Origin of the sequence: Kitasatospora sp. NPDC058965 (genome assembly GCF_042741245.1) — a bacterium.
Classification (GTDB): domain Bacteria; phylum Actinomycetota; class Actinomycetes; order Streptomycetales; family Streptomycetaceae; genus Kitasatospora.
In genome coordinates, this window is the sequence record NZ_JBHYKG010000225.1 from 1 (window position 1) to 14,158 (window position 14,158).

Below are 14,158 nucleotides of genomic sequence, written 5' to 3' on the forward strand. Positions count from 1 at the left end.
GGCCCGGACCGCGCGCGCGGTCCGGGCCCCGGGGCTGAAGGGGTGTCAGCCGAGGTCCACCGAGCGGGCGAACTTGGCACCGATCTCGGCGGAGATCTCGGCCAGCACCTCCTGCGGGATCTCGCTGTCGACGGTGATCGAGGTCAGCGCGTCGTTGGTCTCGCCGTCCCGGGCCACCTGCATGCCGGCGATGTTGATGCCGGCGTCGCCGAGGATCCGGCCCAGGGTGCCGACCACGCCGGGGCGGTCCTCGTACTTGAAGAAGGCCATGTGGTCGGTGAGCGCCACGTCCACGTCGAAGGTGTCGACGCCGACGATCTTCTGCTGCTGCTTCGGGCCGGAGAGCGTGCCGGAGATGGCGATCTCGCCGCCGTTGGACAGGGTGCCGCGCACGGTGATCACGTTGCGGTGCTCGGGGCTCTCGCTGCTGGTGGTCAGCCGCACCTCGACGCCGCGCTCCTGGGCGAACAGCGGGGCGTTGACGTAGGACACGGTCTCCGCCACCACGTCCTCGAAGACGCCCTTGAGCGCGGAGAGTTCGAGCACCTTGACGTCGTGCTGGGTGATCTCGCCGCGGACCTCGACGTCGAGCCGGACGGCGACCTCGCCGGCCAGTGCGGTGAAGATCCGGCCGAGCTTCTCGGCCAGCGGCAGGCCGGGGCGCACGTCCTCGGCGATCACGCCGCCCTGCACGTTGACCGCGTCCGGTACCAGCTCGCCGGCCAGCGCGAGCCGGACCGACTTGGCCACCGCGATGCCGGCCTTCTCCTGCGCCTCGTCGGTGGAGGCGCCCAGGTGCGGGGTGGCCACCACGTTGTCGAAGCTGAACAGCGGGGAGTCGGTGCACGGCTCCTTGGCGAAGACGTCCAGGCCGGCGCCGGCCACCCGGCCCTCCTTGAGGGCGCTGGCCAGCGCGGCCTCGTCCACGATGCCGCCGCGGGCCGCGTTGACGATCCGCACGCTCGGCTTGACCTTGTGCAGCGCCTCGTCGCCGATCAGGCCGACGGTCTCGGGGGTCTTCGGCAGGTGGACGGTGATGAAGTCGGCGACCTCCAGCAGCTCGTCCAGCGAGAGCAGCTTGACGCCCATCTGGGCCGCGCGGGCGGCCTGGATGTAGGGGTCGTAGGCGACGATCTTCATGCCGAAGGCGGACATCCGCTGGGCCACCAGCACGCCGATCCGGCCCAGGCCCACCACGCCGAGGGTCTTCTCGGAGAGCTCGACGCCGGTGTACTTGTTGCGCTTCCACTCGCCGTTCTTGAGGGCGGCGTTGGCCGGCGCGATGTTGCGGGCGACCGAGATCAGCAGGCCGCAGGCGAGCTCGGCGGCGGTGACGATGTTGGAGGTCGGGGCGTTGACCACCATGACGCCGGCCTTGGTGGCGGCGGCGACGTCGACGTTGTCCAGGCCGACGCCGGCCCGGGCGACCACCTTGAGTTTCTTGGCCGCGGCCAGCGCCTCGGCGTCGATCTTGGTGGCCGAGCGGATCAGGATGGCGTCCACGTCGGCGATCGCGGTCAGCAGCTCGGTGCGGTCGGCGCCGTCGCAGTGCCGGATCTCGAAGTCCGGGCCCAGGGCGTCCACAGTGGCGGGGGACAGCTCTTCGGCGATCAGAACCACGGCGGTCTTGGATGTCACAGTGCTCACGACAGTTTGTCCTTACTGTCCGGTACTCCCCCGCTCCACAGGCACGTGGGTGGCGTGGCCGGCAAGGGGCCGGCGGGCGTGGGGATGGTGGCATGCCGCGTAGATAGACGCACGACGCTGTGGGCCTGACGCGCACTCGGAAGTGTATCGACGTACAGGGGAGTTGCCTGTGCCCGTGCGGCGAAATCACCCGCACGGGATCAGACGTGTTGTACAGCGGGGGCAGGGCCGCTCCTGCGGCCCCGCCCCCACCGAACTGACCTGCGGGAATCAGGCGTTCTTGACCCAGCTCATCAGCTTGCGCAGCTCGCGGCCGGTGGTCTCCAGCAGGTGGTCCTGGTCCGCCTGCTTGTACTCGTTGTACTTCGGCAGGCCGGCCTTGTACTCGGCGATCCAGGTGTTGGCGAAGGTGCCGTCCTGGATCTCGGCGAGGACCTTCTTCATCTCGGCCTTGGTGTCGGCGGTGATGATCCGCGGGCCGGTGACGTAGTCGCCCCACTCGGCGGTCTCGGAGACCGACCAGCGCATCTTCTCCAGGCCGCCCTCGTACATCAGGTCGACGATGAGCTTCAGCTCGTGCAGGCACTCGAAGTAGGCGATCTCCGGCTGGTAGCCGGCCTCGACCAGGGTCTCGAAACCGGCCTTGACCAGGGCGGCGGTGCCGCCGCAGAGGACGGCCTGCTCGCCGAACAGGTCGGTCTCGGTCTCCTCGGTGAAGGTGGTCTTGATGACGCCGGCCTTGGTGCCGCCGATGCCCTTGGCGTAGGACAGGGCCAGCGCGAAGGCGCCGCCGGTGGAGTCCTGCTCGACCGCCACGATGCACGGGACGCCGCGGCCCTCCTCGTACTGGCGGCGGACCAGGTGGCCCGGGCCCTTCGGGGCGACCATGCAGACGTCGACGTCGGCCGGGGGCTTGATGAAGCCGAAGCGGATGTTCAGGCCGTGGCCGAAGAAGAGGGCGTCGCCCGCCTTCAGGTTCGGCGCGATGTCCGCCTCGTAGACGTCGGCCTGGATCGGGTCCGGGACCAGGATCATGATCACGTCGGCCTCGGCGGCGGCCTCGGCCGGGGTGACCACGCGCAGGCCGGCCTCCTCGGCCGCCGCACGGGACTTGGACTCCGGCTTCAGACCGACCCGGACGTCCACGCCCGAGTCGCGCAGGGACAGCGCGTGGGCGTGGCCCTGGCTGCCGTAGCCGATGACCGCGACCTTGCGGCCCTGGATGATGGACAGGTCGGCGTCGTCTTCGTAGAACAGCTCGGCCACGGTGGGACTTCTCCTTGCGTGATTCGCGTCGGTGCTCTGGCTACCGTACGCGCAGATGAGGGGGGTTCGGGGGGATGCGCCGCAGGGTGAGACGCCGAGGTCAGGCGCTGCGGTCGAGGGCGCGCAGCGAGCGGTCGGTGATCGACCGGGCGCCGCGCCCGATCGCCACCAGGCCGGACTGCACCAGCTCCTTGATGCCGTAGGGCTCCAGCATCCGCAGCATCGCTTCGAGCTTGTCCGAGCTGCCGGTGGCCTCGATGGTCACGGCCTCCGGCGACACGTCCACGGTCTTGGCGCGGAAGAGCTGCACGATCTCGACGATCTGGGACCGGGTCTCGTTGTCCGCCCGGACCTTGACCAGGACCAGTTCCCGCTGGATCGCAGCGGACTGGTCGAGCTCGACGATCTTTATCACGTTGACCAGCTTGTTCAGCTGCTTGGTGACCTGCTCCAGCGGCAGGTCCTCGACGTTGACCACGATGGTCATCCGGGAGATGTCCGGGTGCTCGGTCGGGCCGACGGCGAGGGAGTCGATGTTGAAGCCCCGACGGGAGAAGAGCGCGGCGATGCGGGCGAGCACGCCGGGCTTGTTCTCGACCAGGACGGAGAGGGTGTGCTTGGTGGACATGTGTCTGTTCCCAGTTCTCCAGGGGCGCCCGGCGCAGCCGGTCCTCAGAAGGGTGGTGGTGGACGGCGGGCGGGTCAGTCCAGGTCGTCGCCGAAGTCGGGGCGGACACCCCGGGCGAACAGGATCTCGTCGTTGCTGGTGCCGGCCGCGACCATCGGCCAGACCATCGCGTCCTGGTGGACGATGAAGTCGATGACGACCGGGCGGTCGTTGATCTCCATCGCCTGCTTGATCACCGCGTCCAGGTCCTCGGGGCGCTCGCAGCGCAGGCCGACGCAGCCCATCGCCTCGGAGAGCAGCACGAAGTCGGGGATCCGGGTGCCCTGCGGCGGCGGGGCGACCCCGTCGTGCTCGGGACCCGCGTGCAGCACCGTGTTGGAGTAGCGCTGGTTGTAGAAGAGGGTCTGCCACTGGCGGACCATGCCCAGCGATCCGTTGTTGATCACCGCGACCTTGATCGGGATGTTGTTCAGCGCGCAGGTGACCAGTTCCTGATTGGTCATCTGGAAGCAGCCGTCGCCGTCGATCGCCCAGACCGTGCTGTCCGGCATGCCGGCCTTGGCGCCCATCGCGGCCGGGACGGCGTAGCCCATGGTCCCGGCGCCGCCCGAGTTCAGCCAGCTGGCCGGCTTCTCGAAGGTGATGAACTGCGAGGCCCACATCTGGTGCTGGCCCACGCCCGCGGCGTAGATCGCGTCCGGGCCGACCAGCTGACCGATCCGCTCGATCACCTGCTGGGGCGACAACTCCCCGGCCGGCGCCGGGTCGTAGCCGACCGGGTAGGTCTTCTTCCACTCGTTGAGCTTGACCCACCAGTCGCTGTAGTCGCCCTTGCGGCCGGCCTCGTGCTCGGCCTGGACGGCCACGATCAGGTCGGCCAGCACCTCGCGGGCGTCACCGACGATCGGCACGTCGGCCGGGCGGTTCTTGCCGATCTCGGCCGGGTCGATGTCGGCGTGCACCACCTTGGCGTGCGGCGCGAAGGAGTCCAGCTTGCCGGTGACCCGGTCGTCGAACCGGGCGCCCAGGGTGAAGAGCAGGTCCGCCTTCTGCAGTGCGGTGACGGCCGGGACGCTGCCGTGCATGCCGGGCATGCCCAGGTGCTGCGGGTGGGTGTCCGGGAAGGCGCCCAGCGCCATCAGGGTGGTGACCACCGGTGCGCCGGTCAGCTCGGCCAGGATCCGCAGCTCGGCCGTGGCGCCCGCCTTGAGCACGCCGCCGCCGACGTAGAGGACCGGCCGCTTCGCACCGGTCAGCAGCTTGGCGGCCTCGCGGATCTGCTTGGCGTGCGGCTTGGTGACCGGGCGGTAGCCGGGCAGCGAGGTCTCCACCGGCCAGCGGAAGGTGGTGGTGGCCTGCAGCGCGTCCTTGGCGATGTCCACCAGCACCGGGCCGGGGCGGCCGGTCGCGGCGATGTGGAAGGCCTCGGCGATCACCCGGGGGATCTCCGCCGGGTCGGTGACCAGGAAGTTGTGCTTGGTGATCGGCATCGTGATGCCGCAGATGTCCGCCTCCTGGAAGGCGTCCGTGCCGATCGCCTTGGAGGCGACCTGGCCGGTGATGGCGACCATCGGCACCGAGTCCATGTAGGCGTCGGCGATCGGGGTGACCAGGTTGGTCGCGCCCGGGCCGGAGGTGGCCATGCAGACGCCGACCTTGCCGGTGGCCTGGGCGTAGCCGGTGGCCGCGTGGCCCGCGCCCTGCTCGTGCCGGACCAGGATGTGGCGGACCTTGGTCGAGTCCATCAGCGGGTCGTACGCCGGCAGGATCGCACCGCCCGGGATGCCGAAGATGGTGTCCGCGCCCACGGCCTCGAGGGAGCGGATGAGCGACTGCGCTCCGGTCATCGTCTCGACCACGACCGGGGTCTCATGGGACGGGGCGGCCGGGTGGTCCCCGCGGCGGGGGGATGCCGTGTGCTCAGTCATCTGCCTGTCTTCTTTCGCCGAATCGGCTGTCCGTTTCCTCCTATTTTCAGGGGAAACGAGCGGGCGGTACAACGGTGTCTCAGCTGTTCGCGTGCAACAAAAAACCCCTCGTGCCGAAGGCATGCGAGGGGTGGCGCGTCGGTCTGTCTGGAGTCGGGCAGCATGGCCCGCTCAGCCGACGCGCCCGCCAAGTACGAGAATTCGGGTGCGCATGGCACCGACCTTCCTCCTGCGCGATGTTGAATGTCAAGCAGGCGGGACGGCCGTCTCGCCATGCGGACCCACGATGGACGGCCTGCCACCCGGACGGGTGTCGGCCGCCGAGAGGTAGGCCCGCCGGGCGGAGACCTGGCCGAGCGGGCGGGGCAGCGGGTACAGCCGCCGGGCCAGCGCCCGGCGCAGCCGGAACTCGTCCAGCGGCTGGGCGAAGGCCAGCCCCTGACCGTGCCGGCAGCCCAGCTCCTGCAGCACCGAGACCTGGCGCGGCTGGTCCACCCCCTCGGCGGCGGTGACCAGGCCCAGCTCGCGGCCCAGCCGCAGCGCGTGCCCGGCCAGTGCCCTGGCCCGGGAGGACTCGGCCACCTCCAGCACCAGGGTGCGGTCCAGCTTCAGCGCGTCGAACGGCAACCGGGCCAGTGCGCCGAGCGACCCGCTGCCGGCCCCGAAGCCGGCCAGCGCGGTGCTCACGCCGAGCCGGCGCAGTGCGGCCAGCCGGCGGCCCAGCTCCTCCGCCGAGCTGTCCGGACCCATCCGGGCCAGCTCGATCACCAGTCGCCCGGGCGGCAGCCCGGTGTCCCGCAGCGCCGCCGCCACCGTCTCGTAGACCCCGGGGGCGCACAGCCGCTCGGCCGTCAGCCGCACCGACACCGGCACCGCGCCCGGGCCGCCGCGCCCGCCCTCCCCCGCCAGGCCCACCGAGCCGCGGGCGGCCGCCTGCGCCACCGCCTGCTGCAGCAGCCAGCGGGCGAACCGGGTGGCCGCGTCGCCCTGCTCGGCGCCGCGCAGGAACTCGGCCGGGGTGAGCAGCAGTCCGGAGGCCGAGCGCCAGCGGGCCAGCGCCTCCAGGCCGGTGACCGCGCCGGTGCGCAGGTCCACCACCGGCTGGTGCAGCAGTGCGAAGCCGCCCTCGCGCACCGCGGTGCGCAGCCGCTCGTCCAACTCCCGGCGGCGGTCCAGGTCGGCCCGCATCGCGGCCTGGTAGAGCACCACCCGGCCCTTGCCCTCGGACTTGGCCCGGTACATCGCCAGGTCGGCGTCGCGCATCAGCTCGTCGGCCAGCGCGGCCGGCTCCGTCGGCCCCGGGGCGTCCGGACCGCCGGCCACCGGGCCGAAGGCGATCCCGATGCTGGCCGCCACGCCGAGCTCGGCGCCGCCGATCCAGTACGGCTCGGAGAGCGCGTGCCGCAGCCGCTCGGCCAGCTCCTGCACCCGCAGCCGGCCCAGCGGGCCGCTGACCAGCACCGCGAACTCGTCGCCGCCGAACCGCGCCACGGTGTCGCCGGAGCGGACGGTGGCCTGCAGCCGGCGGGCCGCCTGCACCAGCAGCTCGTCGCCCACCTGGTGCCCGGCGGTGTCGTTGACCGCCTTGAAGCCGTCCAGGTCGAGGAAGAGCACGGCGACCGCGGCACCGTCCTGGTACGGGTGCTCGCGCGCGCCGTCGCCGCGGGCGTCGGTGCCGCGCGGGACCAGCGCGGCCCGCAGCCGGGCGGCGAACAGCGCCCGGTTGGGCAGGTCGGTGAGCGGGTCGTGGAAGGCGTTGTGCTGCAGCTGGGCCTGCAGCCGGACCCGCTCGGTGACGTCCCGGCTGTTCAGGATCAGGCCGTCCCGGTACCGGTTGACGCTCGACTCCACGTGCAGCCACTCGCCGCCGCCGGCCCGGATCCGGCACTCCACCCGGGCGCTGGGCTCGCCGTTGCGCGGGTGGGCGTGGCCGAGCCGGCGGGCCAGCCGCTGGGCCCGGGCCAGGAACCGGCGCACCTCGCCGACCACCCGGTCGGCGTCCTCGGGATGGACCAGGTCCAGCAGCCGGCTGCCGACCAGTTCCTCCGGATCGCGGCTGTAGACGCCCAGCGCGGCCGGCGACACGTAGGAGAGCACGCCGTCCGCCCCGGTGATCATGATCACGTCGCTGGAGCCCTGCACCAGCGAGCGGAAGTGCGCCTCCTTCTGCGACAGCTCCTGGGCCAGCGACAGGTTGTCCAGCAGCATGATGCCCTGACGGACGATCAGCGCCAGCCCCACCGTGCAGGCCACCACGATCACCACCCGGTCCATCGCGCGACCTCCGAGGGCGTTGTAGAGGATGCCGGCGGTGCAGACCGAGGCGGCGGCGTACGGGGTGAGCGCGCTGAAGGTGGAGGCGACCCGGCGGCGCGGGGTGCCGCCGGCCGAGGGGTGCTCCCGGCTGGGCCGGCCGCGCCGCCAGCGGGCCGACCAGGGTGCGTACGCCAGCAGCAGGCTGCCGCAGAACCAGCCCGCGTCCAGCACGTCGCCGGAGTGGTAGCCGTCCCGCAGCGCGGGGGTGGTGAAGAGCGCGTCGCAGACCACGGTGACCGCCAGGCCCAGCATCGCGGTGTGCACCGCGGCCCGGTTGCCGTCCCGGCGGCGGAACCGCAGGCCCACCACCAGCGAGACCATCAGGATGTCCAGCACCGGGTAGGCCAGGCCGAGCGCCAGCCGCAGCGGGTCGCCCGCGTCCCCCTCGGCGGCCCGGCCCAGCGCCAGGCTCCAGCCCAGGGTGAAGAGCGAGCCGGCCACCATCCAGGCGTCCAGCAGCAGGCAGAGCCAGCCGGCCGCGCCGCGCGGGCGCTGGGCCAGCACCAGCAGGCCGAGCACGGCGAGCGGGGCGAACGGCAGGAAGGCGTAGTCGGCCGGCGAGTCGGCCGGCACGTCGGTGCGCAGCACCACCTCGTACCAGCCCCAGGTGCCGTTGCCCAGGGCCACCGCGGCGGAGGAGAGCCCGAAGAGCAGCCAGGCGGGGCGGGCGGAGCCGGGGACGGTGCACCCGTGCACCAGGCAGGAGAGCGCGGCCGCCAGCGCCGCGCCGGCCAGTCCGAAGTCGCCCATGAAGAGCGCCAGGGGGCGCGAGCCCCAGCCGGTGGCGGCGCCCAGCGCGTAGCCGAGGCAGAGCAGGGCCAGGGCCAGGGCCGGCAGGCGGCCCACCAGCACCGGACGGAGGCCGACCGGCGCGCCCGCGACCGGCCTCGGCTCAGGCTTGGGGTCCACCCGGCACCTCCCCCTCTGTTCCCAGCCGGGACCCTACACCACTTCGGTCACTCAATGACACGCGCACTCAACTTAGAGTAATGGTCAGAGGGTAGGTATCCGCACCCGCTTCCACCAGATCGGCCTGGTTTGCCGTAGCGCACGCGCGGGAGCACGCGCGCCGGGGCGTGTGCGCCCATGCGCCGGACTACGCGCCGACCGGGACGACCTCGCGGGCGGTGCCGGCCCCGTCCTCCGGGAACAGCCGCAGCCGGTGGGCCAGCGCCGCGGCCTCGCCGCGACCGGAGACCTCCAGCTTGGCGAGGATGTTGGAGACGTGGACGCTCGCGGTCTTGGGCGAGATGAACAGCTCCTCGGCGATCTGCCGGTTGGTCCGGCCGTCGGCCAGCAGCCGCAGCACGTCGGTCTCCCGGGGCGTCAGGTGGAAGGCGGCGGCGCCTGCGGGCTCGTTCTCCGCGGCGCGCGCCCCCTGGGGCGCGGGTGCGGCGGCCGCGAGCATCCGGGCCACGCCGGCCCGGTCGGCCAGCCTGGCGATCTGCCGGCGCACCGGGACGTCGCCCCGCAGCTCGGCCAACTCGGCTGCCTCGCGCAGCAGTTCGCCGGCCTCTTCGCGCTGTCCGGCGGCCGCCGCACAGCCGCCGGCGCCGAGCAGGGCGAGCACCAGCGGGTGGGGCAGTCCGGTCTGCCGCAGCGGGGCGATCGCGGCGGCCCAGTGCTCGGCGGTGTCGGCGCCGCGGGCCCGGGCCGCCTCCGCCTCGGCGAGCAGCTGCCACCCCTGGTGCAGCGGCACCGCCGGCCGGTGCAGCGCCAGTTCGGCGGCGATCCGCTCCAGCAGCGCGTCCCGCCCCGGCTCGGCGGCGGGCAGCCCGCGGGAGTCGGCCTCCACCGCGGCCGCCCGGGCCAGCAGCGGCAGCAGCCGGCTCTCCTTCTGGACCACCGGACTGTCCAGCACGGCCAGCAGCGCGGCGCGCGCGTCCAGCGGGCGGCCCAGCTGCCCGGCCAGGTCGATCTCCAGCCGGGCCCGCGGCACCAGGTGCTGCGGCTGGTCCTGCTCCAGGTTCGGCTCGGAGCGGTCCAGGTAGGACCGGACCACCGTCAGGTCGCCCTTCATCAGGGCGACCTCGCCGCGCAGCCGGTGCAGGAAGGGGTCGTAGACCTCGGACCGGGAGTCGTCCTCCCACTCGGCCAGCACCGCGGCCGCCTCCGCCGGGCGCCCGACCAGCAGCAGGCACTCCGCCAGGTTGCCGGCCAGGATCGCGCCGGTGTTGCGCAGCAGGCCCACCCGGCCGGCCACCGCCAGGCCCTCCCGGGCCAGCTCCACCGCCTCGGCGGCCCGGCCCAGGTGGCCGAGCATGCTGGCCAGGTTGTTCAGGCCGCGGGTGAGCAGGTCCGGCACCGGCTGCTTGCGGGCGCCCTCGATCGCCTCGCGCAGCGCCTCGATGCCCCGCTCCGGCTGGCCGAGCTCGGTGTAGAAGGAGCCCAGGGTCATCTGCGCGTGCAGCTCCACGCCGACCGCGCCCACCTGCCGGGCGATCGCCACCGCCCGCTCGGCCAGCACCAGGTCGGCCTCGGTGGCCCGGTGCAGCATCGCGGTGCCCGCCGCCAGCGCGAACACGTCCGCCTGCACCGCGGACGGCGCCCGGCCCTCCACCAGCCGCAGCGCGTGGCCCAGCTCCTCGTCCCCGCCGCGGCGGTTCAGGTGGCCCAGCATCCGGGCCCGGTTCATCCGGAACCAGGCGGCGCGCAGCGGGTTCTCCGCCTCGTCGACCAGCTTGAGGGCGCGCTTGGCCAGGCTCAGGCCACGGTCCCGGTCGCCGGAGCGGCGGGCCGCGACCACCGCCTCGGCCAGCACGTCCACCAGGCGCAGCCGGTCGCAGTCCGGGTCGCAGCTGCCCGGGTCGCAGCAGCACGGCGGGTAGGTCTCGGCCCAGTCGTGCGGGCGCAGGGTGTCGCGCAGGGTGTCGTCCGGGACCTCGTCCCACAGCTCGATGGCCCGCTCCAGCAGGCTGAGCTGCTCGGCGAAGGCGTTGCGGCGCCGGGCGGCGCGGGCCGCCTCCAGCGCGGTGGGCAGGGCGCGGGCCGGGTCGTGCGCGTGGTACCAGTAGTTGGCCAGCCGGGCCGGGCGCTCGTCGCCGTGGACCAGCGCGGGGTCGGCCTCCAGCACGGTGGCGAAGCGGCGGTTGATCCTGGTCCGCTCGCCGGGCAGCAGGTCGTCCGAGACCGCCTCGCGGACCAGCGCGTGCCGGAACCGGTAGCCCTCGCCGTCCTTGTCCGGCTGCAGGATGTTGGCGCCGACGGCGGTGCGCAGCGCGTCGATCAGCTCGTCCTCGGGGCCGTCCAGCACGGCGGCCAGCAGCTCGTGCTCGATCCGGGAGCCGCCCTCGGCGGCGATCCTGACGACCCGTTGGGCGGCCTCGGGCAGCGCCTCGACCCGGACCAGCAGGATGTCGCGCAGCGAGTCGCTCATCCCCACCGAGCAGCCGCCGGTGTAGGAGCAGGCCAGCTCCTCGACGAAGAACGGGTTGCCCTCGGAGCGGCGCATGACCAGCGCGACCAGCTTGTGGTCGGCGGTCGGCACGCCGAGGATCCCGGCCAGTTGGGCGGCCACCTCCTGCTGGCCGAACCGGTCGAGCTCGATCCGCTGCACGGTGCGCTGGCGTTCGAGCTCGGCCAGGAACGGGCGCAGCGGGTGGCGGCGGTGCAGGTCGTCGGTGCGGTAGGTGGCCAGCACCAGCACCCGGGCCCGGTGCAGGGTGCTGATCAGGTAACCGAGCAGCTCGCGGGTGGACCGGTCGGACCAGTGCAGGTCCTCGATCGCCAGCACCAGCGGGCGTTCGGCGGCCAGCCGCTCGAAGAGCAGCGCGATCCGCTCGAACAGCCGGGCCCGGCCGTACTCGTCGTTGGGATCGGTGTCGGCCTCGCCGAACTCGGGCAGCAGGCGGGCCAGGTGGCCCTCCAGCCCGGCGGCGGCGCGCTCCAGCTCGCCGCCCGGGTGGCGCAGGAGCCGACGCAGCGCGGTGACCAGCGGCGCGTAGGGCAGGCCCTCGGCCCCCACCTCCAGGCAGTTGCCGAGCATCACGACGGTGCCGTCGCGCTCGGCGGTGCAGAGGAACTCCTCCAGCAACCGGGTCTTGCCGACCCCCGCCTCACCCCCGATCAGCAGCGCCTGCGGCGCCCCGCCCGCGGCTCGGCGCAGTGCTCCCCCGAGCGTGGCGAGCTCGCTGCCGCGACCGACGAAGACCGGACTGACCGAGATCTGCTGCACGGCGCTGAGCATGCCACAACCGGCGGACAACGGCCCACGGGTTATCCCGGGCTGCGGCCGGGCCGGTCCCACGACGCCGGAGGGGAGGGCGCCGGTGGCGTCCCTCCCCTCGTTCCGCTCCGCTGCCTCCGGGGCTCCCCTCGTGGCCCCGGCGGCACCGACCGTGGTCAGCATTCAGCGGTGGTGCGGTCGGTGTGCAGCGCGGCCCGGCGCAGGCCGCCGGTCAGCCGGCCCAGCCGGGCGGCCACGGTGCTGCCGCCGCGGGCGGCGCGGCCGGCCCGGCGGGCCTCGGCGGCCAGCCGCTCGTGGGCGGCCGCGGCCTGCAGTTCGGCGCTGCGCTGACGGGAGATCTCGTACTCGTACACGTCGGTTCCCCTCTGGGTTTCTCGGTGTCGAGCCCCTCGCCCGACTCCTCTAGATTCCTCGCCCAGGGGGGTGCCGGGCATCGGCAGCATGCCGGATCTTGCGGGGCGTCAGGTCCTTAGACCGGCCGGGGAACGGCCGAGGCCACCCCTAAGGAGGGGTGGCCTCGGTGGTCGCCGGGTACTCAGGAGCCGAGCCGCCGGCGGTGGGTACTCAGGTGCTCAGGCGCTCAGGCGCTCAGGCGCTCAGGCGCCCAGCTTCGCCAGGATGAGGTCCTTGACCCGGGCCGCGTCGGCCTGGCCGCGGGTGGCCTTCATGACCGCGCCGACCAGCGCGCCGACCGCCTGCACCTTGCCGCCGCGGATCTTCTCCGCCACGTCCGGGTTGTCCGCGATCACCTGGTCGACCGCCGCGCCCAGCGCGGAGTCGTCCGAGACCACGGCCAGGCCGCGGGCGGCCACCACCTCGTCCGGCTCGCCCTCGCCGGCCAGCACGCCCTCGATCACCTGGCGGGCCAGCTTGTCGTTGAGCTTGCCGTCGGCGACCAGCGCGCAGACCCGGGCCACCTGGGCCGGGGTGATCGGCTGCTCGGACAGCTCGGTGCCGGTCTCGTTGGCCCGGCGGGCCAGCTCGCCCAGCCACCACTTGCGGGCCTGGTCGGCCGGCGCGCCGGCCGCGATGGTCTCCAGGATCGGCTCCACCGCACCGGCGTTGAGCACCGACTGCATGTCCTTGTCGGACAGGCCCCACTCGGCCTGCAGCCGGGCCCGGCGGACCCGGGGCAGCTCCGGCAGCTCGGCGCGCAGCTCCTCGACCCAGGCGCGGGCCGGGGCGATCGGCACCAGGTCCGGCTCGGGGAAGTAGCGGTAGTCCTCGGCGTTGTCCTTGATCCGGCCCGCCGTGGTGGTGCCGTTGTCCTCGTGGAAGTGCCGGGTCTCCTGGACGATGCTCTCGCCCCGGCCCAGCACGGTGGCGTGCCGCTGGATCTCGAACCGGGCGGCCCGCTCCACGCTGCGCAGCGAGTTGACGTTCTTGGTCTCCGAGCGGGTGCCGAAGGTCTCGGTGCCGTTCGGACGCAGCGACAGGTTGACGTCGCAGCGCATCTGGCCCTTGTCCATCCGGGCCTCGGAGACGCCCAGCGCCCGGATCAGCTCGCGCAGCTCGGCGACGTAGGCGCGGGCCACCTCGGGCGCGCGCTCGCCGGCGCCCTCGATCGGCTTGGTGACGATCTCGATCAGCGGGATGCCGGCCCGGTTGTAGTCGAGCAGCGAGTGGGTGGCGCCGTGGATCCGGCCGGTGGCCCCGCCGACGTGGCTGGACTTGCCGGTGTCCTCCTCCATGTGGGCGCGCTCGATCTCCACCCGGAAGGTCGAGCCGTCCTCCAGCTGCACGTCGAGGTAGCCGTTGAAGGCGATCGGCTCGTCGTACTGCGAGGTCTGGAAGTTCTTCGGCATGTCCGGGTAGAAGTAGTTCTTCCGGGCGAACCGGCACCACTCGGCGATCTCGCAGTTCAGCGCCAGCCCGATCCGGATCGCCGACTCCACGCCGATCGCGTTGACCACCGGCAGCGAGCCCGGCAGGCCCAGGCAGGTCGGGCAGACCTGGCTGTTCGGCTCGGCGCCCAGCTCGGTCGAGCAGCCGCAGAACATCTTGGTCTTGGTGCCCAGCTCCACGTGGACCTCAAGGCCCATCACCGGGTCGTACGACGCGAGAGCGTCCTCGTAGGAGACCAGGTTCATGACGCTCACAGCGTCCCCTTCACTAAAAAAGTCTTGGGAGGTACCGGTCGGGGGCGGGGGCGGGCGGCGCCGGGCCCCACCCCCCGGGCGCCGCCCC

Annotated in this window: 8 protein-coding genes; all 8 read right to left on the reverse strand. The window is 73.1% G+C overall.

What is annotated here, in order from left to right:
- Nucleotides 1-45: 45 nt before the first annotated feature.
- The 8 genes from serA to gatB all read right to left on the reverse strand — a co-directional run bounded on the left by serA (nt 46) and on the right by gatB (nt 14,061).
- On the reverse strand, nt 46-1,638 hold the full coding sequence (gene serA / locus ACFW1A_RS28860) for a phosphoglycerate dehydrogenase (RefSeq protein WP_380413714.1): 1,593 nt from the start codon (nt 1,636-1,638) through the stop codon (nt 46-48).
- Between the two features lie 279 nt (nt 1,639-1,917).
- Nucleotides 1,918-2,913, reverse strand: coding sequence for a ketol-acid reductoisomerase (ilvC, locus tag ACFW1A_RS28865; protein ID WP_380413704.1), 996 nt, complete (start codon nt 2,911-2,913; stop codon nt 1,918-1,920).
- 100 nt (nt 2,914-3,013) lie between these two features.
- On the reverse strand, nt 3,014-3,541 hold the full coding sequence (ilvN, locus tag ACFW1A_RS28870; protein ID WP_380413706.1) for an acetolactate synthase small subunit: 528 nt from the start codon (nt 3,539-3,541) through the stop codon (nt 3,014-3,016).
- Nucleotides 3,542-3,615: 74 nt separating this feature from the next.
- Nucleotides 3,616-5,469 carry an acetolactate synthase large subunit gene (locus ACFW1A_RS28875; RefSeq protein WP_380413708.1) on the reverse strand — a complete coding sequence of 618 codons (1,854 nt, stop codon included), beginning with the start codon at nt 5,467-5,469 and terminating at the stop codon, nt 3,616-3,618.
- A gap of 246 nt (nt 5,470-5,715) precedes the next feature.
- On the reverse strand, nt 5,716-8,637 hold the full coding sequence (locus ACFW1A_RS28880; RefSeq protein ID WP_380413716.1) for a putative bifunctional diguanylate cyclase/phosphodiesterase: 2,922 nt from the start codon (nt 8,635-8,637) through the stop codon (nt 5,716-5,718).
- A 244-nt stretch (nt 8,638-8,881) separates the two neighbouring features.
- The gene (locus ACFW1A_RS28885) at nt 8,882-11,971 is read right to left on the reverse strand and encodes an AAA family ATPase (protein ID WP_380413710.1); all 3,090 of its coding nucleotides are present in this window, start codon (nt 11,969-11,971) and stop codon (nt 8,882-8,884) included.
- A gap of 155 nt (nt 11,972-12,126) precedes the next feature.
- On the reverse strand, nt 12,127-12,324 hold the full coding sequence (locus ACFW1A_RS28890) for a hypothetical protein (RefSeq protein WP_380413712.1): 198 nt from the start codon (nt 12,322-12,324) through the stop codon (nt 12,127-12,129).
- Between the two features lie 243 nt (nt 12,325-12,567).
- A complete protein-coding gene (gene gatB / locus ACFW1A_RS28895) occupies nt 12,568-14,061 on the reverse strand; it encodes an Asp-tRNA(Asn)/Glu-tRNA(Gln) amidotransferase subunit GatB (RefSeq protein ID WP_380413720.1) in 1,494 nt (497 codons plus the stop codon).
- Nucleotides 14,062-14,158 lie beyond the last annotated feature (97 nt).